29 protein-coding genes are annotated in these 23,634 nt (G+C 37.7%); 4 read left to right on the top strand and 25 right to left on the bottom strand.

Annotated elements, in window-relative coordinates; all coding sequences use genetic code 11:
* Positions 1 to 63: 63 nt before the first annotated feature.
* The 8 genes from RDV78_08270 to RDV78_08235 all read right to left on the bottom strand — a co-directional run bounded on the left by RDV78_08270 (position 64) and on the right by RDV78_08235 (position 6,112).
* A complete protein-coding gene (locus RDV78_08270; GenBank protein MDS1030475.1) occupies positions 64 to 684 on the bottom strand; it encodes a GerMN domain-containing protein in 621 nt (206 codons plus the stop codon).
* A 67-nt stretch (positions 685 to 751) separates the two neighbouring features.
* Positions 752 to 1,867, bottom strand: coding sequence for a histidinol-phosphate transaminase (gene hisC, locus RDV78_08265; GenBank protein ID MDS1030474.1), 1,116 nt, complete (start codon positions 1,865 to 1,867; stop codon positions 752 to 754).
* 31 nt (positions 1,868 to 1,898) lie between these two features.
* The gene (locus RDV78_08260) at positions 1,899 to 2,330 is read right to left on the bottom strand and encodes an ACT domain-containing protein (GenBank protein ID MDS1030473.1); all 432 of its coding nucleotides are present in this window, start codon (positions 2,328 to 2,330) and stop codon (positions 1,899 to 1,901) included.
* A 20-nt stretch (positions 2,331 to 2,350) separates the two neighbouring features.
* A complete protein-coding gene (locus tag RDV78_08255) occupies positions 2,351 to 3,652 on the bottom strand; it encodes a phenylacetate--CoA ligase (GenBank protein MDS1030472.1) in 1,302 nt (433 codons plus the stop codon).
* A gap of 161 nt (positions 3,653 to 3,813) precedes the next feature.
* Positions 3,814 to 4,569 carry an amino acid ABC transporter ATP-binding protein gene (locus tag RDV78_08250; protein MDS1030471.1) on the bottom strand — a complete coding sequence of 252 codons (756 nt, stop codon included), beginning with the start codon at positions 4,567 to 4,569 and terminating at the stop codon, positions 3,814 to 3,816.
* Positions 4,570 to 4,583: 14 nt separating this feature from the next.
* Positions 4,584 to 5,255 carry an amino acid ABC transporter permease gene (locus tag RDV78_08245; GenBank protein ID MDS1030470.1) on the bottom strand — a complete coding sequence of 224 codons (672 nt, stop codon included), beginning with the start codon at positions 5,253 to 5,255 and terminating at the stop codon, positions 4,584 to 4,586.
* A gap of 19 nt (positions 5,256 to 5,274) precedes the next feature.
* Positions 5,275 to 5,661: a transporter substrate-binding domain-containing protein gene (locus RDV78_08240; GenBank protein ID MDS1030469.1), complete on the bottom strand. Its 387-nt coding sequence runs from the start codon at positions 5,659 to 5,661 to the stop codon at positions 5,275 to 5,277.
* A 7-nt stretch (positions 5,662 to 5,668) separates the two neighbouring features.
* The gene (locus RDV78_08235) at positions 5,669 to 6,112 is read right to left on the bottom strand and encodes a transporter substrate-binding domain-containing protein (GenBank protein MDS1030468.1); all 444 of its coding nucleotides are present in this window, start codon (positions 6,110 to 6,112) and stop codon (positions 5,669 to 5,671) included.
* Positions 6,113 to 6,470: 358 nt separating this feature from the next.
* Here RDV78_08235 and RDV78_08230 point away from each other — a divergent pair, with 358 nt between their 5' ends.
* Positions 6,471 to 7,208 carry a glucose-6-phosphate isomerase family protein gene (locus RDV78_08230; GenBank protein MDS1030467.1) on the top strand — a complete coding sequence of 246 codons (738 nt, stop codon included), beginning with the start codon at positions 6,471 to 6,473 and terminating at the stop codon, positions 7,206 to 7,208.
* Positions 7,209 to 7,236: 28 nt separating this feature from the next.
* On the opposite strand, the gene RDV78_08225 is transcribed toward RDV78_08230, so the two are convergent.
* Entirely contained in the window at positions 7,237 to 8,454 is a 1,218-nt protein-coding gene (locus tag RDV78_08225) for a substrate-binding domain-containing protein (protein MDS1030466.1), read from the bottom strand.
* A gap of 144 nt (positions 8,455 to 8,598) precedes the next feature.
* Here RDV78_08225 and RDV78_08220 point away from each other — a divergent pair, with 144 nt between their 5' ends.
* A complete protein-coding gene (locus RDV78_08220; GenBank protein ID MDS1030465.1) occupies positions 8,599 to 8,757 on the top strand; it encodes a hypothetical protein in 159 nt (52 codons plus the stop codon).
* On the opposite strand, the gene queG is transcribed toward RDV78_08220, so the two are convergent.
* Positions 8,754 to 9,878 carry a tRNA epoxyqueuosine(34) reductase QueG gene (queG, locus tag RDV78_08215; protein ID MDS1030464.1) on the bottom strand — a complete coding sequence of 375 codons (1,125 nt, stop codon included), beginning with the start codon at positions 9,876 to 9,878 and terminating at the stop codon, positions 8,754 to 8,756. The two genes, RDV78_08220 and queG, sit on opposite strands and share 4 nt — an antisense overlap.
* An 89-nt stretch (positions 9,879 to 9,967) precedes the next feature.
* On the opposite strand from queG, the gene RDV78_08210 reads away from it, so the two are divergent.
* Positions 9,968 to 10,513 carry a hypothetical protein gene (locus RDV78_08210; GenBank protein ID MDS1030463.1) on the top strand — a complete coding sequence of 182 codons (546 nt, stop codon included), beginning with the start codon at positions 9,968 to 9,970 and terminating at the stop codon, positions 10,511 to 10,513.
* 247 nt (positions 10,514 to 10,760) lie between these two features.
* Here RDV78_08210 and RDV78_08205 read toward each other — a convergent pair whose 3' ends face one another.
* The 7 genes from RDV78_08205 to RDV78_08175 all read right to left on the bottom strand — a co-directional run bounded on the left by RDV78_08205 (position 10,761) and on the right by RDV78_08175 (position 16,750).
* The gene (locus RDV78_08205; protein MDS1030462.1) at positions 10,761 to 11,852 is read right to left on the bottom strand and encodes an endospore germination permease; all 1,092 of its coding nucleotides are present in this window, start codon (positions 11,850 to 11,852) and stop codon (positions 10,761 to 10,763) included.
* 9 nt (positions 11,853 to 11,861) lie between these two features.
* A complete protein-coding gene (locus RDV78_08200) occupies positions 11,862 to 13,031 on the bottom strand; it encodes a Ger(x)C family spore germination protein (GenBank protein ID MDS1030461.1) in 1,170 nt (389 codons plus the stop codon).
* Between the two features lie 2 nt (positions 13,032 to 13,033).
* The gene (locus RDV78_08195; GenBank protein ID MDS1030460.1) at positions 13,034 to 14,638 is read right to left on the bottom strand and encodes a spore germination protein; all 1,605 of its coding nucleotides are present in this window, start codon (positions 14,636 to 14,638) and stop codon (positions 13,034 to 13,036) included.
* A 243-nt stretch (positions 14,639 to 14,881) separates the two neighbouring features.
* The gene (locus RDV78_08190) at positions 14,882 to 15,538 is read right to left on the bottom strand and encodes a phosphatase PAP2 family protein (protein ID MDS1030459.1); all 657 of its coding nucleotides are present in this window, start codon (positions 15,536 to 15,538) and stop codon (positions 14,882 to 14,884) included.
* Between the two features lie 25 nt (positions 15,539 to 15,563).
* Entirely contained in the window at positions 15,564 to 15,737 is a 174-nt protein-coding gene (locus RDV78_08185) for a hypothetical protein (GenBank protein ID MDS1030458.1), read from the bottom strand.
* A 36-nt stretch (positions 15,738 to 15,773) separates the two neighbouring features.
* Complete coding sequence (locus RDV78_08180) at positions 15,774 to 15,962, bottom strand: hypothetical protein (protein ID MDS1030457.1); 189 nt, start codon at positions 15,960 to 15,962, stop codon at positions 15,774 to 15,776.
* 35 nt (positions 15,963 to 15,997) lie between these two features.
* Positions 15,998 to 16,750: an N-acetylmuramoyl-L-alanine amidase gene (locus RDV78_08175; protein MDS1030456.1), complete on the bottom strand. Its 753-nt coding sequence runs from the start codon at positions 16,748 to 16,750 to the stop codon at positions 15,998 to 16,000.
* A gap of 166 nt (positions 16,751 to 16,916) precedes the next feature.
* Between RDV78_08175 and RDV78_08170 the strand changes: the two genes are divergently transcribed.
* Positions 16,917 to 17,477 carry a flavodoxin family protein gene (locus tag RDV78_08170; protein ID MDS1030455.1) on the top strand — a complete coding sequence of 187 codons (561 nt, stop codon included), beginning with the start codon at positions 16,917 to 16,919 and terminating at the stop codon, positions 17,475 to 17,477.
* Between the two features lie 71 nt (positions 17,478 to 17,548).
* Here RDV78_08170 and RDV78_08165 read toward each other — a convergent pair whose 3' ends face one another.
* The 8 genes from RDV78_08165 to rplQ form a co-directional block, all read right to left on the bottom strand.
* Positions 17,549 to 18,655, bottom strand: coding sequence for a Nif3-like dinuclear metal center hexameric protein (locus RDV78_08165; GenBank protein MDS1030454.1), 1,107 nt, complete (start codon positions 18,653 to 18,655; stop codon positions 17,549 to 17,551).
* Between the two features lie 307 nt (positions 18,656 to 18,962).
* Positions 18,963 to 19,355, bottom strand: coding sequence for a 30S ribosomal protein S9 (gene rpsI / locus RDV78_08160; protein ID MDS1030453.1), 393 nt, complete (start codon positions 19,353 to 19,355; stop codon positions 18,963 to 18,965).
* Positions 19,356 to 19,375: 20 nt separating this feature from the next.
* Positions 19,376 to 19,810 carry a 50S ribosomal protein L13 gene (gene rplM, locus RDV78_08155; protein MDS1030452.1) on the bottom strand — a complete coding sequence of 145 codons (435 nt, stop codon included), beginning with the start codon at positions 19,808 to 19,810 and terminating at the stop codon, positions 19,376 to 19,378.
* 162 nt (positions 19,811 to 19,972) lie between these two features.
* Positions 19,973 to 20,719, bottom strand: coding sequence for a tRNA pseudouridine(38-40) synthase TruA (truA, locus tag RDV78_08150; protein ID MDS1030451.1), 747 nt, complete (start codon positions 20,717 to 20,719; stop codon positions 19,973 to 19,975).
* A gap of 11 nt (positions 20,720 to 20,730) precedes the next feature.
* Positions 20,731 to 21,531, bottom strand: a complete 801-nt coding sequence (locus RDV78_08145) for an energy-coupling factor transporter transmembrane component T (GenBank protein ID MDS1030450.1) — start codon at positions 21,529 to 21,531, stop codon at positions 20,731 to 20,733.
* The gene (locus RDV78_08140; GenBank protein ID MDS1030449.1) at positions 21,524 to 22,384 is read right to left on the bottom strand and encodes an energy-coupling factor transporter ATPase; all 861 of its coding nucleotides are present in this window, start codon (positions 22,382 to 22,384) and stop codon (positions 21,524 to 21,526) included. The genes RDV78_08145 and RDV78_08140 overlap by 8 nt, the downstream gene beginning before the upstream one ends.
* Positions 22,378 to 23,199: an energy-coupling factor transporter ATPase gene (locus RDV78_08135; protein MDS1030448.1), complete on the bottom strand. Its 822-nt coding sequence runs from the start codon at positions 23,197 to 23,199 to the stop codon at positions 22,378 to 22,380. Before RDV78_08135 ends, RDV78_08140 begins: the two co-directional genes overlap by 7 nt.
* 87 nt (positions 23,200 to 23,286) lie before the next feature.
* Positions 23,287 to 23,625 (bottom strand): 50S ribosomal protein L17, encoded by a 339-nt coding sequence (rplQ, locus tag RDV78_08130; protein ID MDS1030447.1) that lies wholly within the window; start codon positions 23,623 to 23,625, stop codon positions 23,287 to 23,289.
* Between the last annotated feature and the right edge of the window lie 9 nt (positions 23,626 to 23,634).

Raw genomic sequence — 23,634 nt, 5'->3', positions numbered from 1 at the left:
TCTTAATTCCAAAAAAACTAAAGCCCTGCTAAGCAGGGCTTTAGTTTATAGGCTTTATAAATTTTATTCAATTATTTTATCATCTCTAGTCATTGCAGAAGAAACTTTAACATGACCACCAATAGTTTCCACCTGTTTGCCATCAACTAAAATTTGTACTTCTTTCACCGTTGGAAATTGGGTCAAGGTGTTTACTATGGAATAAACAGTTAGTGTTTCGGCTGTTCCATCGCCGGAATAATTAGTAACTAAATCTTGACTAAAATCAACAATAGCTTTTCCATCCGGGCGAATATTAATATCCTTCAGCTTAGTACCAGCCGGAATTGTTGCTTTTAGTTTGCTTTGTGCTTCGGGTCCCTGAATAAGCTGATTGATTGTTTCTCTAGCTAAACCATCGACTTTAGGGATAGTACGTTCTTCAGCTACTAAAGCTTTTCCATCTGCGTTGCTGAAATAGAGAAGCACTTTAGTAGTTTCAGTCTGGGCCTCCTCAGAAGCAATTTGGTCCTCAGCTATTCCAGTGCTTTCTTCCAGGTTAGCAGAAGTCGGCTCTTCGTTGCCGCTAAATTTTGCTTTTAATGAACTTAGAGTATCCGTAGTACTACATCCAGCGACAATGGCCAGCATAATTGTGGCAAATACAAGTAAGCATAAACTCTTTTTAAACTGCAGTCTAAACAATTTCCGTTGCCCCCTCTTCCTTAATTTGTTACTAATAATTTATATAAGGGGCATAAGGAAATTATTACTATTTTTTAATATTTTCTACTACCTTTGTTAAAGTATTAATAAACCTTTCGTTTTGTTCTGGGGTTCCAATAGTTACCCGTATATACTCATTAAAACCAAAAATATCCCCAGTTCTAATAATTATTCCCTCTCGCAGCATTGCTTGGAACACTTTACGGCAATCTTGATTAATCTTTACCCAAATAAAATTAGTTTCCGTCTCAGTATATGTTAATCCCATAGCAGAAAATTTTTCGTACAAATATTTTTTTCCTGCTTCGTTAACATTTTTGCTTTTTTCCACATGTTCCTTATCATCTAAAGCAGCTGTGGCCCCTACCTGAGCCAGTGTGTTTACATCAAAAGGCAGCATGGCTCTTTTTAACCAGGAAATAAGGTTAGCATCAGCAACAGCATAGCCTACACGTAAGGCTGCTAAGCCATAGATTTTAGAAAAAGTTCTTAAAACTATGACATTTTTATAGCCTTTTTTAATATACTCTAAACCCGTAACAAATTGGGGATCAGATACGTATTCATAATAAGCTTCATCAAATACCACTAAAATGTTTTCCGGAACCCTAGCCATAAAATCGTCAATTTCCTGTCGCGTAATAATAGTTCCTGTAGGATTATTAGGATTACAAATAAAAACCATTTTTGTTTTTTCATCTATTGCCTGAAGCATACTAGCTAAATCGTGTTTAAAATCTACACAGGGTATTTCTTTACTTTCCCCACCCATTAGTTTCACCGAAAAATCATATTCAGAAAAACTGGGAGTAGCCATAATGGCATTGTCCCCAGGGTTAATAAAAGTCTCACCTAAAAGCTTAATGGCAGAGTCAGATCCGTTGCCAATAAAAATTTGCTCAGCACCTATTTTTAGATGTTCTACTAGTTTTTGAGTTAAATTATGGCAGGCACCATCTGGGTAAATATGTAATTTAGCTAAACTTTTTTGGGTGGCCCCAACTGCCTTTGGAGACGGTCCTAAGGGATTTTCGTTAGAGGCCATTTTAATAGCATTGGTAATTCCCAGTTCCCTTTCAACTTCTTCCAATGGTTTCCCAGGCACATAGGGTTTGATTTTTTCTAAGGCTTTTCTAGCAACAATTCCTTGATATTCCGACATTGTCTACACCTCTTACCTATTAATTGACTCGCTATAATTTATAAATTTGGTCTCCAGGCAGTACTTTTAAACCTTTATCAGTTAATTTAACAATAGCCTCATCAATATTTTCTACTCTAAAAATTACTAAAGCATTTTCATGGCTTTTACTTAAAAAAGCATAAAGGTATTCAATATTAATTTCTGATTCTTCGAGTTCTTGCAGCACTTTAGCTAAGCCTCCGGGCTCATCCGGCATTGCTACTCCAATAACCTCAGTTTCACTTACCGTGAAACCGTTAGCCTTAAGCTTTTGGTAAGCGAATTCAGGTTGATCTACAATTAAGCGCAAAATTCCGAAATCCGATGTATCTGCTATAGAAAGGGCCCGAATATTAATGTTATTTTGTGCTAATGTTTTAGTTACAGAGGCCAGCCTTCCTGATTTGTTTTCTAAAAAAACAGATATTTGTTTAATTTTCACGCTGCTTCCTCCTTTTATATTTAAATCTTTCTTTTGTCCAGCACTCTTTTCGCTTTTCCTTCGCTGCGTTCGATAGACTTGGGTTCAACTAACCTTACTTTTATGGATATACCTAGCATGCTTACCATATCTGCTTCTATTTTACGTCCTAATTCTTCTAGTTTACGAATTTTATCAGAAAACAATGTAGGTGAGACTTCTACTTGTACTTCAATGGTGTCCAGATTCTTAACACGGTCTACGATAATTAAATAATGAGGTTCTACTAAGCCCGCCTGTAATAAAACACTTTCAATTTGAGATGGGAAAACGTTTACTCCTCGAATAATCAACATGTCATCAGTACGACCGCTGACCCGCTGCATTTTAACGTGAGTACGACCACAGGGACACTTTTCTAAAGTAAGGGATGTTATATCCCTTGTTCGGTAGCGCAGCATTGGCAATGCTTCCTTAGTCAGTGAAGTAAAAACTAATTCCCCTACACTGCCATAAGGCAATACATCTCCAGTTTCCGGATCAATTATCTCAGGAATAAAGTGATCTTCAAAAATATGGAGCCCATTTTTTTCAGGACATTCTATGGCTACACCTGGGCCAATAATTTCACTTAGACCGTATATATCTAAAGCAATAATGCCCAGTTTTTCCTCAATATTCTTCCGCATATTGTTGGACCAGGGTTCAGCACCAAAAATTCCTGCTTTTAGTTTCAAATCAGCTGCTGTTAAACCCATTTCCTCTAGTACTTCGGCAATGTTGACGGCGTATGAAGGAGTACAAGTTAATATAGTACTGCCATAGTCGCGCATAATCATCACTTGCCTTTTACTATTACCGCCGGAAATAGGGATTACAGATGCACCAACTTTTTCTGCCCCATAATGAAATCCTAGGCCTCCAGTAAATAATCCATAACCATAAGCATTATGAATTACATCATTTTTGGAAGCACCGGCACAGGTTAGAGCACGAGCCATCAATTCAGACCAAGTATTTATATCATTTCTAGTGTACCCTACAACAGTAGGCTTACCGGTAGTCCCTGAAGTGGAATGAATACGCACCACCTCGCTTAAAGGCACTGCAAACATACCGTAGGGATAATTATCCCGCAAATCGCTTTTATAAGTAAACTGTAGCTTCGAAAGATCATCTAAACTTTTGATATCGCCAGGTTCTAGGCCTATGTCCTGCATAGCCTTCCGATAGTGAGGCACATTGTAATATGATCTTTCCACTGTTTGCTGCAGACGTTCTAACTGTAGTTCCTGTAATTCATCTCGAGTCATTGTTTCAATTTTTTCGTTCCAGTACAAAATTATACCTCCTTCTTACTATTACTTATTTCCACGCAAGTTGTTCTTTCCCTCTAAAAAAATATTTACCTAATGCTAAAGAAGCAATTTGCCGTCAAGTCTAAAGTTTGCAGACAAATTGCTTTAATATTATTATTTTTTATGTTATTTATAAATGATATCTTTTATAACGCTTTACGCAAAAATTCTTGAGTCCGACTATGTTTTGGATTAGTAAATAACGCTTGGGGAGAAGCTTCTTCCAAAATCCTTCCCTGATCCATAAACAGAATACGATCGGCAACTTCTCTGGCAAAACTCATTTCATGAGTAACGATGATCATAGTCATTCCTTCTCGGGCCAATTCTTTAATTACTTCTAAAACCTCTCCTACCAACTCCGGGTCCAGGGCACTGGTTGGTTCATCAAAGAGCATTATTTGAGGCTGCATGGCAAGGGAGCGGGCAATTGCCACCCTCTGTTTTTGACCACCGGAAAGTTGAGACGGATAAGCATTAGCCTTATCGGCTAGGCCTACCTTGGACAAAAGTTTCATTCCCCTCTTTTGAGCCTCCTCTAAGGAAACTTTGTGCACGACTATTGGGCCTTCCATAACATTCTCCAAGGCTGTCTTATGGGGGAAGAGATTAAAATGCTGAAAAACCATGCCGATCTGACTGCGCATCTCGTAAATATTTTTCTTAGTATCTTCCACTAGCCTTCCATTGCTCAGTCTTCTCTTGCCTAAGGGTTTCTCATTGATTGTAATAAAGCCTTCCTCAATAGTCTCCAAATAATTTAAGCAACGTAAAAAGGTACTTTTCCCGGAACCGCTGGGACCAATAATTACAACAACTTCCCCTTGCTTTACCTTTAGGCTTACATCTCGTAACACTTCATTATTGCCAAACCTTTTACAGATATTTTGCGCCACCAGCATCTTATTCACCCTTTCTAGTCACCATCAACAATTGCCAGTCTTTTCTCTAAACATTCTATGACAAAAACGAAAAATGTAGTTAGTACCAAATAAATCACTGCCACAGCCAAGTAAATTTCCATGGAACGCATGTAGGTAGAATCTAATAAAGTTCCGCTACGCATCAATTCTACCATTGTTACGATAGACACTAAAGATGTGTCTTTCATTAAGGCGATAAACTCGTTACCTAAAGGAGGCAAAATTCTGCGATAGGCCTGAGGTAAAATTATGCGACGCATGGCCTGGGAATAGGACATGCCTAAGGACATTGCTGCCTCCATTTGACCCTTATCAATGGACTGAATACCTGCCCGAATAATTTCAGCAATGTAAGCCCCCCCGCAAATACTTAAACCGGTTACAGCCGCTTGAAAAGGACTCATCTGCAAAATATTTGCTTGAGCTAAACCAAAATACAGCACATAAAGCTGCACAAGAAGAGGGATTCCCCTGATTACCCAGGTGTAAATCCCTCCTAAAATTGCTAAGATTTTAAAGCGAGATATTTTAGCCAAAGCCACGATTAAACCTATAATTGTACCGAAAAATACTGCTAAAAAAGTTAGTTCAACAGTCATTACCGCTCCTTTTAAAAGTATAGGAACGATAATTTTTAAAAAATCCACATCAATAAAGCCTAACATTGTCTACACCCCACCAGGCTTATTCAGCCTTAGTTGTCACATCGTCACCAAACCATTTTTGAGATATTTTTGTTAAAGTCCCATCTTTTTGCATTTCAGTTAAAGCATTATCAATAGCTTTTTTTAAATCTTTATCATCTTTGCGCAAACCAATTGCGTAGGGTTCTTCCACTAAACGTTTCTTTAGAACCTTAAAATCGTCAGGTTTTTTGCTAACAAAGTGTGCCGCTGTTGTCACATCAACAACAATAACATCTACTCTGCCAATAGCTAAGTCTTGGAATGCCTGTGGGTACTGATCATATAATTTTACATTTTTCAAACCTAATTCGGTGCAGGCTTCAGCTCCAGAGCTTCCGGTTTGCGTAGCAACAACTTTATTTTTTAAGTCGTCAGCCTTTTTAATTGAATTATCAGCTTTTTTTTACAACCATACCTATGCCTGCATGAAGATAAGGTTTAGAAAAAGCTATAACTTTTTCACGTTCCGGTGTAACGCTCATGCCGGAAATAATAACATCAAATTTTTTAGCGTTTAAGGAACCTGTTACGCCCTTCCAATCTGTAGGCTGCCACTTCATTTTAACGCCAAGACGTTTTGCAAGTTCTGCACCCATATCAATATCAAAACCTACTAGATCATTTGTTTTTTCATCATGGTAGCCCATGGGAGCAAAAGTATCATCTAAGCCAGCAACTAATTCCCCTTTTTCCTGAACTAACTGCAAAGCTGTTTTTTCCGCAGCATTGTCATTATTATTGTCAGAAGTGGTTGCTTGTTTTTGAGCACCGCAGCCACCAAAAATAACCAGGGAAAGCAGCAATACTGACCCCAATAAATATTTAATTTTTTTCATAACTTCCTCTCCTTTGTCCTAGATCAAAATCCCTTTTTTCTACTAACATTTTAACTAACTAAAGCATAGATAGTCAACTAGATAATTGCAAGAATCCTTGAATTACTGCTATTAATTTTTAACTAGATAATATTGGTTAATCTATGTATAACTAATCTATTAAGTATATTCTATCTTGACTTAAGGCAATCGTTTCCATTAAAATAGTTTTAAACTTAAAAAGAATAATTCTTGTCAATACTTAATATATTAATGCTGGATATATTTTGTATTTGATTTGTACAAGGCTTCCTTAGCTAAACATAGCTTTAAGATTTGGCAAGTCTGCGTTAAGCTTTGGTGAAAAGGAGGTTCATGGATGCAAATAGAAAAAGATTTTGTTCTCGAAGCTAGTGGATTTCTTACATTTTCCGAACAGGTAGTTCATCCAGAGCCTGAAATAAATTACTTAGAAGATGCACGCCATGTTTTTATGGATCAAACGCAGGATTCTGATCACAAAATATTGTATTTTGTTTACCGGGGGGTAGTCCTAAAAGATCACCGAGAATTATTTGATAGTTTTGGGCTCCGCCATGATTTAACTGTAATTTATCCTGGGAAAATTGGTGCCGAATTTATAAAAACAGTAGGTTCCTTTAACCCACCCAAGCACAATAGTTCTGAGACATACCCGGAATATTATGAAGTTTTGGCTGGTGAAGCCCTCTTTATTCTGCAGAAAAATTCTCGGAGCGGTGAAGTTGAAGAAATAATGGCTATTGAAGCTAAGAAGAACGATAAAGTCTTTATTCCACCGGGGTTTGGCCACATTATTGTTAATCCCATTGACCAACCCCTTATAACTGCAAGCATAGTTGAAAAAAACTTGAAACCTACTACAGAACCTTTTGCCAATAAACAAGGCGCAGCCTATTATTACGTTGAGACAGCTAGCGGCCGGGGAGATTTTGTGAAAAACCCTAATTACCATAATTCTGTAGGTCTAAAAATTATGGCTGCTCCTACCCTGGAACAGCCAGTTGAAATGCCTTGCGAAAAAACACTGTACGATAATTTTATTGACCACCCTGACTTATTAAATATTTTAAAGTAGAAAAAGAGTAACTTAAGTTTTAACTTAGTTACTCTTTTTCTTCTTCTTGCTGATCTTTCTGCTGGGAACCGTCTTGTATTTCTACTCTTTCCACTTCTCCATCAACATTTATCTCTAGGTTTTTACCATTTTTAGTTTTAATTGTGACCTTAGATTTAGATTTATTTCCATCTGAATTTTGTTTGTCAGAATTTTGCTGTTTTGAATTGCTGTTTTGACTGTTTTCAGCATTTGCCCCTGTGTCTTTGGGATTTTCTTTTAACCCTTTATATCTATTCTCTAAAAGAAAAAGATTATCCTTAGTGATAATGTTGGCAGGCAAATACTGAACCGGTATTTCGTAGGTACCACTGCTGCTGGTAATTCTTCTCTCAAAATGCCATTGACCCTCTTTGGCCAAGTCTCTAGCTGCTCCATAGGCGTATCTGCCTAAGAGCTGGGGATCAATATCAATTTCCGCCTCATGTGTATCCTGCAAAATAGCCTGAGCACTATCTTTACTAGCTCCTAAGCCAACTGTTACAATATTTTTTTCTAAATTTAATTCTTCCAGTAATTCAATCAGGTCTTTCGTCCACAAAGGATTATGTAATATAATTCCTTTTACCTCACTTAAGGATTGATTGTTGCGTAATTTTTCAGCAACCTTTTCCCCAGGATCAATGCTTTGCCGGATAGCTTGAAAGCCTCCTTCTGCCTGAAGACCTTCAATATTTCCCCTAGTTAACTCATTTTCCCAACTGGAAGCAGTATTGTCTACAATTAATACCTTTGCTGGCTTTTGGGCAGCTAATGCTTTGTTCAGATAGACTGCTTGCTGCTGCCCCGTACGATAGGCATCGACACCAATAAAACCGTCTAGGGGTAAATCCATAGGCATAAATCCTAAAGCCAGGATAGCAATATTTCTTTCTTTAGCCAGACGGACAATTTCTTCTGCCTTTTCCTCATTGCCAAATTGAATCACTAATACTTTAATTTTTTGTTCTAATAGTTTTTTAACATCCTGCTCCTGTTTTTCAACTTTACTTTCCTGCCAAATAATTTTCAATTGATCTTCCTTGGCATTTTGTTGAAAGGCTTTTTTTAACCTTGCTTTAAAATCCTTATCTTCATAAGTAACACTTACCCCAATGACTGTAGAAGGCGAAGAAGCAGGTTTTTGGGCCGGTGTTCTTCTGCAGCCAGGTAATATAAGTAGACAAATTAGCGTACATATAATCAGTATTTTTAATTTTACACGCATTTTTTAGCCCCCGCTTCATAGAATTAAACAAGTTTAATTTAGTATTGGCTAAAAAAAACCTTTATATGAGTGAAGCTAGAAATTCTGCCGGATCAGGTATCTTTTGGCAATTAATGGTTAAAATATGACCGAGGAGGAATGGAAATGAAAACAAAAAAAGAGGAAGTAGACCTTTATCTGCGCCAGGGGAAAACATTTTTAAAACTATTAGAACAAACCAATGCTAAACAAAATCTTTCTAAAATAAAAACTGTAAAAAATAAAATTTCACAAGCTGAAAAAAAGCTCCGCCAAGAAGCCTAAAGTAAACCGGCTCCTGGAGGGGCTTTTTGTTCTAAAGCATTTTTAATTTCACTTTTTACCCATTGATTATTTTCCTTGTTTAAAGCTATTTTTAAGGCATCGTAAGCTTGATTTGTGGCAATTTGCCCAAGGGCCCAGGCACTATAACCACGCTGCTGAGGGGAGGAACTATTCAATCCCTTGATGAGCAAAGGTATGGCTGCCGGATCTTTACTATTGCCAAGGGCAATTAAGGCATTGCGCTGTAAAATATTTTTGCCCAGCCAGCCAAAAGCCCTATCCTTATATTCTTTTTGAAATCCTCCCTTAGACAAAGAAAGTAAATAGGACAAATCCAGCTCAGAGAAAATTGCCTCTTGGGCAGCAGCATTAAGGTCCCTGGAAACCTTTTGATTGTAAGGACAAACATCTTGGCAAGCATCACAGCCATAGAGACTATTTCCCATTAAAGCTCTATATTGGTCAGGAATAATTTTTTTAGACTGGGTTAAATAGGAAATACATTTTTGGCAATTAACCTGGTATGGCTTAGTTAAAGCTCCTGTTGGGCAAGCATCAAGGCATTTAGTACAACTTCCGCAGCCTGGTGGAAGAGGTTCATCTTCCGGCAAAAAAATATCTACCAGGATTTCTCCTAAAGCTATCCAGGAACCAGCCCTTTTCGTCATAATTGCACAATTCTTACCATACCAGCCTAGACCTGCTCTAGCTGCAATTGCCCTATCTAGCAAAGGCCCTTTATCTACATAAGAAACTGCTTTTTTAACGTGAAACTCTTTTCTTAAAAAATCGACCATTTGTCCTAAAGATTTTTGTAAATCCTGGTGATAATCAGGCCCCCAAGCAAAACGAGCAATTTTGCCTTTTCCTTGAAACTCAGCAGACTGCCTACACTCAGGGTAAATTTTAGCTAAAGCAATAATTGAACGAGCTTCCGGCAACACTAGCTTGGGATTAATTCTCGTCTGAAGCTCAAATTTTTCAAATTCTGACTGCCAGTTTTTTTGCTGCCGCTGCTGCAAAAAATCCAAAAGCTCTGTAAAAGGCTCCGCCGAAGTAATGCCGCAAAAATCAAAGCCAACTTGAGCTGCGTATTCTTTAATCAAATTTCCTTTGTGCATTTTTTCAAACCTTTTCCTCAAAATTTACTTTTCATCAAGTATATAATGTTAGATAATTTTTGTACAACCATTTATTAAAGGAGCCAAATATGAAAAGCATAATTAATAAAAATACCTATAAAAAAATCTACGCTTTGTTAGAGGATGTTACACCCCTATCCTCCGACTGCGGTAATTTATGTGGAAAACTTTGCTGTACTAGTTCAGATCAGGATTTAGGAATGTATTTACTGCCTGGTGAAGAACAAATGTTTACTCAGCGGGAAGACTGGTTAATTTGGGATAAACAAAATGCTGCAGATTATGACTTTCCAAATTCCTGGCGAGGCACAGTTTATTTTGTCCGTTGCACCAAAGGATGTCCTCGTGATAAAAGACCACTTCAGTGTCGTACTTTTCCTCTGGCGCCCCACCTGCAGAACGGCGGTCAACTGCTTTTAATCAGAGAACCATTTGATTTACCCTATTTATGTCCACTAATTACAGAAAAAGTGGCCTTAGAGTCACCATTTATCGCCGGAGTCTATGCAGCTTGGCTGGAGCTAATTAAAGACCCCTTAATTTATGACTTAGTACAGTACGATTCTCAACAAAGAAAAATACCCTTAGACATTGTTTCAATCCCGAAGGACTGATTTAACTTCTCTTTGGCTTTACGGCAAAAAATAGCGTACTATTTTTTCAATGATAATTGTCGGGCTAATAGGTGCTCTATTAATTACTAGTAAAAAACTCAAACTAAAACCGATTAGAAGTAAGGAAATATATACCACCGTCGTTTTGGTTTTCTGTTGGGCCCTTCTTAGTTCGGGCAAATCAATTAAGATAAAAATTATAAACGTTATTATCAGCCCAAAAATAACCAAATTTTAACACTCCTAATTATACCTTTCTTTTTCCCTTAATTATTGTTTTAATTTTTAAAACTAGTAAAGTTACTAATGGTATTCCTAATTGAAAGGGAATTACCGCATAGTAGGGCCAGATTTCTTCTGTCCAGCGAAAAAGCTGGAAAAGGGAATCGTATACCCAAATAGATAAAGCAACCATAAATGCAGCCAAAGGTATTACTAAAGATTTATAGTTTCGGAGATTAAATAATTGAGCACTTCCCAAGGAAGCCGCATATAAGTAAACAATAGTCTTAGCACCACTGCCAATCAGTAAATTAACAGCTACAAAAGGTGTCATGGTAATAAAATTATTAGGGATAAGCTCCGATGATAGCTGAGCTGGGAAAGTAGCATTCTCAAACATATCTGGACCTAGAACCATTAAATCCCTTGTAATAATGAGTAAAATTAGTAAACCTCCAAATAAACTAGATAAATACACAACTTTAGCCAATTTTTTTTGTGTATGCAAATGGTTAAAAATCATTAAAAAAACTATTAATTCTCCAAAGGGAAAAGAGAAAGTTGAAAAAGCAGTTTTTAAAACAGGCTTCAGGCCATTTTCCAAGATTGGTAGAAAATTTCTAACTTCAAATCTTGGTAAAACAAAAAGAGTTATCATAATCGTTATAAAAGGGAAGATAACACCAAGTATTTCGTATAAACGCCCGATAACCTCAATACCGTATCTTACAGCACATATGCCTAGTAAAGCAACTAGGCCACTAAAAAAAATAATCGGCGTTTCCGGAAAATTAACTACTATCATATATTCAGCAAATTCCCTGATTACCAAAGCTCCCACATGCAAAAAATACCCAATGTAAAATAGCGCAATTGCACTACCTAGGTATGGGCCGTAACAGCTTTTCAGAATTTCAATCCAGGATTCGGCAGGGTAAAAATTTTTTATGCTAATATAAATCCATAATAAAAAGAAAGAACAGCCCCAACCAATAATAAAACCCAACCAATTATCTTGATAAGATCCAACTGCAGGGCTTAAAATGGCTGTATCCCCGAAAATAAAAGCAATTAGTAGAAATGCTAATTGTAAGCCAGAAATTCTTTCCTTGCTCATGGCTATCTCCTATTTAGGCTTAGTTATCTCTCTGATCCAACCCGACCTTCTAATTTCTTGATTAACCTTAACTTCAAATTCCAAGGCAGAATAAAATTCATTCCAATTCCCTTCTACATTTTCCCAATAACTAGGATATTGTTGGTGCAGAAGATTTCCAAAACCAAAAATGTCGCACTTCAACTCTTGCTGAGTTTTAGTGATTAAATGGTTGATTTCCTTCGTAATGAGCAGGGATGTCTCTTGTTCTAACTTTCTTACTATGCTCGGTGAAGTTAAATCTCCTTTTCCCTCTTGTTCTCCAATATTACCTTCATTTTTAACTTCAACAATTAACTTGGGCCTTCCATTCACAAATTGGATAGACTTCTTTGTATGTGAATGCGTCATTTCTATGGCTACGGGCTTTTTCTTATCTATTGGATTAGGAATTACAATAATACCATTCTTAAACTTATTTTGAACAAATATATAACTCCTTGCTTCAGTCGGACTTAGCCAACCACAAAGCTTATCTTTTTTAAAGACTGCAGCTCCAGTTATGTTTAAATCTTGTGTAGTAATATTTTCTTTATTCTTAGCAATCTCCAACTTAGCTACAACGGAGTTAGTTCCAGTACTGGCTATATTTTTTAATAAGTCCACCAGTTGAATATCTATTATCTTAGGTAATCCATTTGTATTACGCAATGTTTCTCTTAAATCCGTAACAGGGATATCTTCCAGAGAACTATTTAACTTTAAGCTTTGTGAAGCTGTTATTCCTTTGGTTATAATTATTTCAGTACGTAAGTCCGGTTCATGATCTCGCGCAAAAAAATCCAGAATATCACTAATACCTTTTCGGGCTAAACCTTCACTTATCATAATTAATTGAATATGCCCATAATATAGTCTTCTGCTAGAAAAAGTTAATAAATTTCGATTAGCTTCAAAAATGGTCCTGCCTCTAGCGGTTAACGTCTGCGTCACCTGGTCCATTCCACCCTGCTGACGTGCTTTTATGGTGGCTGGTTTGACGATTTGGACAGTTAATTCAATTTGGTTATTTGGTGCCTGGTCAATACCAACGCCAACCACAATATTTAATTCTGTAATATCCTTATTATTCCAACAACCAGTTAGACAAAAAATAAGTGAATATAACAGTGTAAATAACAACCTTTTTCTAAACAGCATATTTAGTCTTCCTTTTGGCGATAATCTATTTTCATCCTGTATTTCAGGTCCTTTGAATACTCCCAAGTTAAAGCCTTAGGTCTAGTTAACATAGCCCAAATAGGTATTCGAATTAAAGTATCTTTCAAATCCGAACCACTTAAGGGTGCAAAAGAACTTAAATATGGAACTCCGAAAGAACGAATTGCACAAAGTTGAAGTAAAAATAATAAGCCTACCAGCATAATCCCTAATAGCCCGACTATATTACCTGCAATTAAAAAAGCCAGTCTAAGAAAAGGGATAGTGCCCGCTAAAGGAACATTGATAAAGCTTGTAATGGCTGTAATAGATGTAATGATCACCATAGGATTACTGGCTAAGCCAGCCTGGACTGCTGCTTCTCCAAGCACAAGAGCACCTACAATACTAATGGCCTGACCAACCGGCCGAGGTAAACGTATACCTGCTTCCCGCAAAAGCTCAAAGGATATAAGCATTAATAATGCTTCAACGAATGGAGAATAAGGAATACCCTGGCGAGAAGCAGCCATGGTTAACAGCAGTTTAAAGGGAATAACTGATTGGTGGAAAGTAAGTCCAGCCACATATAGTGCTGGCAACATTGTTGTAATTACTAACGCAAGCAAACGCAATATGCGAATCGCAGATGCATATACCCATCTGGAATAGTAGTCCTCACTAGACTGTATAGCTTCTATAAATAAATAAGGCACCGTTAGAACAAAGGGCGTACCGTCGCATAAAATGGCAACTCTCCCCTCTAAGAGTTTGCCCGCAACAACATCGGGTTTTTCGCTATTACCTACTGTTGGAAAGAGACCCAAAGGTGCATCTTCAATAAATTCCTCTATATAACCAGATTCTAATATTGCGTCTGTATTAATTCTTTTTAATCTCCTTCTGACTGTAGCGATAATATCTTCATGAGCAATACCTTTAATGTAGCAAATCATGACATCAGTTTTGGTCTGTTTGCCTAAAGTCAATGTCTCAAATTTTAGATTAGGGTTTTTTATCTTTCTGCGTAAGAGTGACGTATTGGTCCGAATTGTTTCTACAAAACCTTCTCTTGGACCCCTAACGACAGTTTCTGTTCTTGGTTCAGCTACTTGCCTCATTTCCCAACCGCGGAGGTTTATCACAAGGGCAATTCTACTTCCATCAATATATAAAACTGTATCACCAGATAAAATCCCATGTACAGTTTCATCAAAGGTAGAAACTTTTGTCAGCTCGCAAGTGCTAAGGAGGTATTCCTCTATAAAATTAACCGCATTTTTACCTGACAAATTTTCATCTAATTTAGTTAGAATAGAGTCAATCATGAAAGGCTTTAGCAAATGATCATTAATAAGCTTTTTATTAACTAAACCATCAATAAAGGAAATTAGAACTTTTACTTTAGACTTTTCCCCAATGCTATACTCCCTAAGGACAAAATCGTTTGCATCTACAAATAAATTCTGCAGCTTGATTTTGATCTCGGCTACAGAAATGGGAATTTTATTTTCCTTAGCAGGTTTGTTTTTTTCAGCTACTTCTGCTGCAGCATTTATCGATTTAAGTTTTAAATAATATAAAGAGCGCAGTATTTTTCTAAACAATAGTCATCACCTGCCTAATTTAAGCTTAGAATTGACTTTTTTACCAAAAATTATGCACAGTAAAAAAGCACTGACTATTTTTTAGTGCTTAATCTAAAAACCATCTGAAAATTTTTATAACAATTGATTTGAACATTTCATATATACGTAAATATCATAAAATCTACTAAAACTAATCGAGTAAGGTAAAGCCGAAGTTAATTACTTCGGCTTTACCTTACTCGATAACTGCTAGGGACTAAGTTACCGAGAAAATTTTTTCTGACAAGCGTTAAGTACTAAAACACAGACTACTAACCAAGAGCCTCCCGCTGCAAATCCCGCTCCAACGTCACTGGGATAGTGGACACCTAAATAAATTCTGCTTATGCCGATCAGTAAAATTAATATTGCTAAAAATGCAACAACAAATAAACGCAGTTTGGGTTTTATTATTTTAGTCAGACCTAGATAAATCAAGAAACCATAAAAGGATATGCTGACCATGGCGTGGCCGCTGGGGTAACTATAGCCAATAGCCTCAGCCAGAGGCCACAAAGGACGAGGCCTTTGAAAATAATCCTTTAAACATTTATTTAAGAGCCAACTGCTTGCGGAGATCACCAGAAGCTGTACAGCCAGCCAATGGACTTTTTTTATGAAGATGCAATAAACTAGTCCCCCAATAATTGCTCCGATAATAAAGGATGGAGACCCAAAAAAGGAAATAACGCTCATAACTCCTGTTAAAGTTGGAGAAAGGTCGCTTCTAACTATATTTATAATCAATTGGTCAAAACCTGCTAATTCATTAGTCAGTAAGCTTCGGGTAAAGGTAATAAAAACAAACAAAGATAGTAAAAAATAGGCTAAACCTAAAACTATAGGCAAAAAAATAAAATTAGAAAATCTTTGCAGCAATTCTTCTCCCCCTCCGTGGCAACTTTTATAAGCCTATGATGGCCAGCTTATATCCGCAGTTTAAACATGTAGTACCATCTAGCCCGATTATCTCAGTTTCATAGCCACTGCGTACAATTACTTTTTGCCCACATTGGGGGCAGTATGTTGTATTCCCCTCTAATTCCGGAACATTACCCAAATAAACATAGTGCAACATTTCCAGGGCAATTTCTTTGGCCTTTTCTAGGGTTGTTTAAGGTGTAGCAGGTAGATCTAACTGATAATTAGGAAAATACCTAGTAAAATAGACAGGTATATCTGGACCTAAAGTTGTGGCAATCCACTGAGTAAGTTTTTTTATTTCTTCTATACTATCATTTAAGCCAGTTATTAATAAAGCGGTAATTTCCAGATGACAACCTAACTGGAATGCAGTTTTCAACAACTTAACTTAAATGAGCGGAAAGTTGCTGAATATTATGGATTTACAACTGTACCATTATCTGTACAAAAATATTTTACCACCCCACAGTAGATAGCAAAAGCAACTTTCTTTTGGTAAGTTTGATCTTTTAGCAGTTCTTCTTCTTCACGGTTAGAAAGAAAGCCTGCCTCTACAATGGCTGATGGTATATTATTTAATTTTCTGAGCATATAAGAACTGCTATCATCCATTTTAGCAGCTTTTCGATGGGTATTTTTAAGCTGCCTTTTTAACTCTTTTTGAATTCCCTGGGCTAAAAGCTTTCCAGAATTATTTTTAACATTATAGAATGTTTGAGCACCACGCCAAACAGAACCAAAGGAATTAGCTTGGATCCCTACATAAAGATCTGCATGAACTTTGTCGATAATAGCTAAACGGCTGTCTAAATCACGCTGTTTTTTACTGCCTGAGCCTTCATTTAGCAGATCTTCGTCTTCATCCCTAGTTAAGACTACTACTGTGCCGGCGTTTTTCATATATTGAGCTAGCTCCTGAGCTATAGCTAAATTAATGTCTTTTTCCTTTGTCCCCGTAACTCCAATTTTACCGGGATCATATCCCCCATGGCCGGGGTCTATAACAATTACCTTATTTGCTAAAACCCAAGACATAGTTTGAATTGCCTTCTGCTCCAAGTTATTGCCAATAAAATAGTATCCCTCCACAATGAAAATAGTCAAAAAAGCTAAAGAAACCAGATATTTTAGTTTAAGCTGTATTGTATTAACCCAAAAGAACCGCACCCAGGTCACCCCTTTTATAACCTTTCATTTATAACTATGCTGAGGGTTTGACAATATACCTGAAAAGCTAGAAATACTTGTTGCCTTGTTTTATACTAAGAATAGAAATTAGTATCTATACGTTGCAGGCAAAACCTATTAATTTATTTTTTAGGGGGTCTATCTTATGAAAGTTATTGGTTTTAACGGAAGTCCACGGAAATATGGCAGCACAAATTTGTTAATTGAGCAAGTATTGCAGGGAGCTAAAGAAAAGGGTGCCGAAACAAAGATTTATAATTTAAATGACTTAAGCATTAAAGGATGTCAAAGCTGCTATTATTGTAAGGAACATGAAACTTGTGTTATAAAAGATGACATGCAAACACTTTATTCCGAAATTTTAGACGCTGACGCAATTGTCTTAGGCACTCCTTTATACATGTGGCAAATGAGTAGCCAAACTAAAGCATTTACAGATCGTTTATGCGCTTTTCTAGGTACTGATTTTAGTTCTAAGGCAAAAGGTAAAAAAATGGTTTTAGTCTTTACCCAAGGAAATCCCGACCCTAATATTTTTCAACAGTACTACGAAAGTACAGCAAAAATGTACAAATTTTTGGGTTTTAATGTAGTTGATACTATTCTTTCCTACGGTAACCGTACCCCTGATGATACAAAAGGCCAAACTGAATTACTGGAAAAAGCTAAAGTCGCTGGTTCTTATCTTGTTTCCTACGCTTCTTAAAAATTAGGGATAGGATATGGCTTCTCTTTTGATGCCATATCTTTTTTTATGCTAAATCCCTCCTGGCGCTTTTAGATAAACTCCCATGGGTCTTTGCTTTTAACTACCTTTATTCCTAAGCTAGATGAAACTAATTCTTTTGCTAAATAATTTTTTAAATAATCCAGGCTGATTATTTCTGTGGCAAAATGGCCTGCATCAAGGAGAGCAATTTCCAATTCCGCTGCCTCTTGATAATCATGGTAACTTAAGTCTCCGGTTAAGAGCACCTGGGCCTGAAGTTGGGCGGCAGTTTTGAGCATTGAACGGCCTGCTCCTCCGCATATGGCCACTCTAGTAATTATTTGATCCTTATCCCCATAAACTCGAACTGTCTTAATCTTCAATTTTTCCTTAACTAACTGGGCAAATTGTTCCAGATTTAGTGGCCTGGGCAATGTACCTACCCTTCCCAGGCCATGGCGAACTAATTTATTTTCCACTGGGTATAGATCATAAGCAACTTCTTCGTAAGGATGAACTCGCAAAATATTTTTAATCACTTCCGGCAAGAGATCCTTCTGAACGATGGTTTCCAAACGATATTCTTGTACTTCCTCCAACTTTCCACTTATGCCGATAAAAGGGTTAGTCTCCTCTAAGGGTAAAAAAGTTCCTGTACCTAAACTACGGAAGGTACAATGACTATAATTACCAATATAACCTGCTCCTGCTTCACCCATGGCATCCCGAACCGCATCTTCATAACCTGCAGGTACAAAGACTGCTATTTTAATTAACTCCTCCTGAATAGGTTGCAACAGTTGGATTTTTTCTAGTCCTAGAAGTTGGGCCAGCTGCTGGTTAACTCCTTGACCGGCTGAATCAAAATTGGTATGGAAAGCAATAACTTGCAGATCATGTTTAATGAGCTTATAAATTAAATCTACTTGTTTAGAATTTGCTCTCAGATGGGTTAGGGGTTTGAAGATTAAAGGATGGTGGCTAATTATTAAATTGGACCCTTGCTTCAATGCTTCAGCTATGACCTTTTCATTCACATCGAGACAAAGAATTATTCCCTGAATTTTTGCCTCAGGATCCCCAACTAAAAGCCCAGAATTGTCCCATTTTTCCGCCAAACTAAAGGGAGCTAAGTTATTCAACACTTGTACAATTTCTTTGCACTTTGGAGCCATCTTTAATCCTCCTCATTTTTAGAAAACTAATATCCATATTGTCCTCTATAATGGAACTTCCCCCAAAGACTAAGCCTGGCTAGGCGCTTTATAAATCGAGTAAGCCTTAGATGTAGTTTGTGTTCCCCAGACCAGAGCTTTGCCGCCGGCTTCCTTCAGATTCCACCTCACGATGGACACCCTTGTCTTAGGCTAACGGTTGGCACTATCAACCCCCGTATCGGACTTTCATCGACAAGCAAGGGCCCAGGCTGGGCGCACAACCAAAAAGAGAAGGTATAGGTTACCTTCTCTTGACTGACAATAATTATCTTTTGGAGAATTGTGGAGCTTTGCGAGCTTTTTTCAATCCGTATTTTCTTCTCTCTTTCATTCTCGGATCCCTGGTTAAGAAACCAGATCTTTTAAGTACTGGACGGAGGGTTTCATCAGCTTGTAAAAGCGCCCTGGCAATACCCATCCGTACTGCTCCTGCTTGGCCGGTTGTTCCCCCGCCTTCTACTTTGGCTAAAACATCAAATCTTGCGCCAGTTTCAGTAACCGTTAATGGCTGTTTCACAATCATTTCAAGTGTTTTTTTACCAAAGTACTCATCCAAAGGGCGGCGATTAATCATAATTTTGCCGTCGCCGGGAACGAGTCGAACACTTGCAACCGCGTTTTTGCGGCGTCCGGTGCCGTAGTATTGTACTTGTGCCATATTAATTTCCTCCTTCCGTCCTATGCTCTAAATTCCCAAACTTCAGGTTTTTGGGCCTCGTGGGGATGTTGTGATCCCGCATATACCTTTAACTTTTTAAATACCTGAGTACCTAATTTGTTATGAGGAATCATGCCTTTTACAGCAGCCTCAACAGCTCTTTCCGGGAACTTTTGTAATAGGGTTGCGTAATCCATCTCTTTTAGACCACCCGGAAAACGGGAGTGACGTCTATATTTTTTTTGATGCAATTTATTTCCTGTTAACTTAACTTTTTCTGCATTAATCACAATAACATGGTCGCCTGTGTCAACATGAGGAGTGAAAATAGGTTTATGCTTACCTCTTAAAATAGTAGCTACTTCTGTAGCTAGTCTACCTAAAGGCTTATCTGTTGCATCTATTACATACCATTTTCTCTCCACTTCTTTAGGCTTAGCCATAAAAGTGGTCATTTGTTTCCCTCCTTGCAAAATACGAATGGCTCTATCCTATCAGTTTCACAGATTAATCGGGGCTCTTGACCAATCTGCAAATCTCTATAAAAAACCACATTGATTATTTTAATCTATAGCAATACTAATGTCAAGAAAAAGGCTTTGACAGTTGTTTTTTTCTTAATACTGAACATGAAGCAGACATAAACCATGGGCTGGTGCTGTAGGCCCAGCTTTAGTTCTATCTTGAGCTGCTATAATTTCCGTTAAATCATCTATCCCTAATTTGCCCCGGCCAACTTCCAGGAGTGTCCCCATAATAATTCTAACCATGTTATACAGAAAGCCGTCTCCTGTAATTTCCAGATGGAGCTGTGTTCCATCCTGCCTGATCCGGCAAGATTTAATTCTACGAACATAATTTTGAACGGAACTGCCGCTGGCACAAAAGGACTTAAAATCATGCTGGCCTATCAGCAGCTTTGCAGCTTCCTGCATAGCCACAATGTTCAATGGATATGGGTAGTGGTAGGCAAATCTGCGCCAAAAAACATGGGGCATAGTACCTAAATCCATGGAATAGCGATAGGTTTTTTCTTTAACACTATAGCGGGCATGAAAATACTGATTAACTTCCTCTGCAGCTAAAGGGACGATATCCTGGGGAAAAACGCTCAAAAGAGCTGCCGGAAACTTTTCTACAGGTATAGATGAAAATGTATCAAAATGAATAACTTGTCCCAGAGCATGAACGCCGGCATCAGTTCTACCTGAAGCAACTACTTTAATACTTTCCTTAGTTAACAATGAAATTTTTTGTTCCACAACTCCTTGGATAGTACTAATGTGGGGATGATTAGATTGCACTTGCCAACCACTATATCCAGTTCCATCGTAAGCCAAGGTTATTTTTATTCTTCTCTTCATCTTAACCTCAATTACCAAAGTATTTTATAGATAATTGCCCCCAGCAAAAAAAGTATCATCAATGCTAAAGCAATATAATCACGGGAAGCCATTTTTAGTTGTTTCAGCCTGGTTCTGCCTTGACTTCCTCGATAGCATCTTGCTTCCATAGCCATTGCTAAATCGTCAGCCCTGCGAAAGGCCCCAACAAAAAGAGGAACAAGGAGGGGCACCATACTTCTTGCCCGATTCCATAAACTTCCGCTTTCAAAATCAGCACCCCTTGCCATCTGCGCCTTCATAATTTTTTCCGTTTCTTCCAATAGGGTTGGAATAAAACGCAGTGCAATGCTCATCATCATAGCCAATTCATGGGCTGGAATACCAATTCTTTTACCTGGGCTAAGAATACTTTCTAAGCCATCTGTTAGGCTAATAGGAGTTGTAGTTAGCGTTAAAAGTGATGTAACTAAAATTAGAAAAATCAGGCGAATAGACATAAAGATACCTTGTCTAACACCCTCAACTGTAATATGCAATGGTCCAAAGCTCCAGAGAATCTTACCTGGGATTAGAAATAAATTTAAAACTAAAGTAAATGTTAAAATAATAAAAATTGGCTTTAAACCCTTTAGTAAATAATTTAAAGGGATCTGGGAAAACCAAATGATTAAAGCTGTAACAATAGTTATAGCTAAATAACCTTGTAAATTATCCATCATAAAGAGGCCAATCATGTAGATTAGTACTGCAAATATTTTAGTACGGGGATCCAGATGATGAATTATTGATTCTCCAGGAATATATTGCCCAATGGTTATATCCTTAAACATGCTTTTCTTTCCACCACCTTAAGATCTCCATTTTGGCTTCATTGACCGTCAAAATATCCGTACGTACATTTAACCCCTGCTCTTTCAACTTATGCATTAAAGTCGCTACTAAAGGAACTCCCAGCCCTAATTTTTCTAAGAGCTGCGTTTGCTGAAATATTTCCCTGGGAGTACCGTCTAAAACTATTTTCCCTTTAGACATAACAATTACTCTCTCTGTAAAGCGAGCTATGTCTTCCATGCTATGAGATACTAGGATAATTGTAATTTTAAGTTGTTGGTGGAGGGCCGAAATTTCATTTAGTATTTCATCTCGTCCCTTAGGATCCAGTCCAGCGGTGGGTTCATCTAAAATTAATACTTTAGGCTCCATAGCTAAAACCCCTGCAATGGCAACGCGACGCATTTGCCCGCCGCTTAAAGCAAAGGGGGAACGATCTTTCAAGGCATCGTAATCTAGATGGACTGCCTCCATTGCTTTCTTTACTTTAGCAGTTATTTGTTGTTCATTAAAGCCTAGATTTTTTGGCCCGAAGGCAATATCTGCAAAGACAGTTTCTTCAAATAATTGCTGTTCAGGGTACTGAAAAACAATGCCTACATTATGCCGTATCTTTTTTAGTTCCGGGCTTTTCTGGACAATCTCTTGTCCTTCAATAATTACCCTGCCGGCAGTTGGAAATAATAGGCCGTTTAAATGTTGAATTAAGGTAGATTTGCCTGAACCCGTATGTCCAATTAAGCCAACAAACTGCCCAAAAGGTATTTCCAAATTAATGTTATCTAACGCCTTAGTTTCGTACGGAGTATTGGTTTTATAAGTGTGTTCAACAGCTTCCAGTTTTATCAACATAAGTACTTCACCATTTCTTCAACAGTGAGAATATCCCCAGGCAGTTCCAGCCCAGCTTTTTTTAACTCATAGGCTAACTCAGTCATTTGGGGTACATCCATTCTTAATTTTTTCAATAACTCTACTTGCTGGAAAATTTGCCTGGGTAAACCACCTTCGACAATTTTCCCTTGTTCCATTACTATAACACGGTGCGCATTAACTGCTTCTTCCATATAATGAGTAATGTGAATGATACTTAAACCTTCTTCTCTGTTCAGCTTGATTACCGTATCCATAACTTCTTTCCTGCCTTTGGGGTCCAGCATTGCTGTAGGTTCATCTAATACTAAATAATTGGGCTTCATGGCAATAACGCCTGCTATAGCGACCCTTTGCTTTTGTCCTCCTGACAAGTGATGAGGTTCCTTATGTTTAAACTCTTGCATACCTACTAGTTCTAGGGATTCATCTACCCTTCTTCTAATTTCAGAGGGAGGGACCCCAAGATTTTCTGGCCCAAAAGCCACATCTTCTTCAACCATAGTGGCCACAAGCTGATTGTCAGGGTTTTGAAAAACCATTCCAACTTCACGCCGAATTTCCCAAACATATTTACTCTCGCGGGTATTCATCCCATTAACTATAACATTTCCTTCTGATGGCAATAACAGGCCATTAAGGTGCTTAGCTAAGGTCGATTTACCGGAACCATTATGCCCGATAATAACTACAAATTCTCCTTTTTTTACTTCTAAATTTATATTGTCCAGTGCAGTAACTTCTTGAGGTGTACCGGCTTTATATCTATGATAAAGTTTTTCAATTTTTATCATTTTTACACCACACAAACCTAAAAATTAAGCCAGGAAGGGGTTTTTTGCTCCCGCTGCCTGACCTTAAATCTAACTATCAAAAGCTTATTAAACTAATTCAATAAGTACCATTTGTGCTGCGTCACCACGGCGGTACCCTGTTTTTATAATTCTAGTATATCCTCCCTGACGTTCCTTATAACGCGGGCCAATTGTTTCAAATAATTTCGTCACAACATCTTCCTCTGTCAGATACGCTAAGGCTTGGCGTCTAGCGTGGAGATCCCCTCTTTTGCCTAGGGTAATCATTTTTTCTGCTATCCGTCTTACCTCTTTAGCCCTTGGTTCTGTTGTTTCAATGCGTTCTGCTTTGAGTAAAGAAGTAACGATGTTTTTGAACATGGCTCGACGATGGCTGGACAAAAGCCCTAGTCTGCGATATGCCATGATTCAAAC

The organism is Bacillota bacterium LX-D (assembly GCA_031628995.1).
Lineage (GTDB): Bacteria > Bacillota > DUOV01 > DUOV01 > Zhaonellaceae > JAVLUO01.
The sequence above is the reverse complement of the archived record's forward strand: the minus strand, read 5'-3'. Positions and strand labels throughout refer to the sequence as shown.

Bases quoted from the DNA above. Each gene is read 5' to 3' on its own strand.
- hisC (MDS1030474.1), bottom strand. From the start codon at position 1,867: ATGTCGGAATATCAAGGAATTGTTGCTAGAAAAGCCTTAGAAAAAATC.
- RDV78_08250 (MDS1030471.1), bottom strand. From the start codon at position 4,569: ATGCTGGTGGCGCAAAATATCTGTAAAAGGTTTGGCAATAATGAAGTG.
- RDV78_08245 (MDS1030470.1), bottom strand. From the start codon at position 5,255: ATGTTAGGCTTTATTGATGTGGATTTTTTAAAAATTATCGTTCCTATA.
- RDV78_08235 (MDS1030468.1), bottom strand. From the start codon at position 6,112: ATGAAAAAAATTAAATATTTATTGGGGTCAGTATTGCTGCTTTCCCTG.
- RDV78_08230 (MDS1030467.1), top strand. From the start codon at position 6,471: ATGCAAATAGAAAAAGATTTTGTTCTCGAAGCTAGTGGATTTCTTACA.
- RDV78_08225 (MDS1030466.1), bottom strand. From the start codon at position 8,454: ATGCGTGTAAAATTAAAAATACTGATTATATGTACGCTAATTTGTCTA.
- RDV78_08220 (MDS1030465.1), top strand. From the start codon at position 8,599: ATGAAAACAAAAAAAGAGGAAGTAGACCTTTATCTGCGCCAGGGGAAA.
- queG (MDS1030464.1), bottom strand. From the start codon at position 9,878: ATGCACAAAGGAAATTTGATTAAAGAATACGCAGCTCAAGTTGGCTTT.
- RDV78_08210 (MDS1030463.1), top strand. From the start codon at position 9,968: ATGAAAAGCATAATTAATAAAAATACCTATAAAAAAATCTACGCTTTG.
- RDV78_08205 (MDS1030462.1), bottom strand. From the start codon at position 11,852: ATGAGCAAGGAAAGAATTTCTGGCTTACAATTAGCATTTCTACTAATT.
- RDV78_08200 (MDS1030461.1), bottom strand. From the start codon at position 13,031: ATGCTGTTTAGAAAAAGGTTGTTATTTACACTGTTATATTCACTTATT.
- RDV78_08185 (MDS1030458.1), bottom strand. From the start codon at position 15,737: ATGTTGCACTATGTTTATTTGGGTAATGTTCCGGAATTAGAGGGGAAT.
- RDV78_08170 (MDS1030455.1), top strand. From the start codon at position 16,917: ATGAAAGTTATTGGTTTTAACGGAAGTCCACGGAAATATGGCAGCACA.
- RDV78_08165 (MDS1030454.1), bottom strand. From the start codon at position 18,655: ATGGCTCCAAAGTGCAAAGAAATTGTACAAGTGTTGAATAACTTAGCT.
- rpsI (MDS1030453.1), bottom strand. From the start codon at position 19,355: ATGGCACAAGTACAATACTACGGCACCGGACGCCGCAAAAACGCGGTT.
- rplM (MDS1030452.1), bottom strand. From the start codon at position 19,810: ATGACCACTTTTATGGCTAAGCCTAAAGAAGTGGAGAGAAAATGGTAT.
- truA (MDS1030451.1), bottom strand. From the start codon at position 20,719: ATGAAGAGAAGAATAAAAATAACCTTGGCTTACGATGGAACTGGATAT.
- RDV78_08145 (MDS1030450.1), bottom strand. From the start codon at position 21,531: ATGTTTAAGGATATAACCATTGGGCAATATATTCCTGGAGAATCAATA.
- RDV78_08140 (MDS1030449.1), bottom strand. From the start codon at position 22,384: ATGTTGATAAAACTGGAAGCTGTTGAACACACTTATAAAACCAATACT.
- RDV78_08135 (MDS1030448.1), bottom strand. From the start codon at position 23,199: ATGATAAAAATTGAAAAACTTTATCATAGATATAAAGCCGGTACACCT.
- rplQ (MDS1030447.1), bottom strand. From the start codon at position 23,625: ATGGCATATCGCAGACTAGGGCTTTTGTCCAGCCATCGTCGAGCCATG.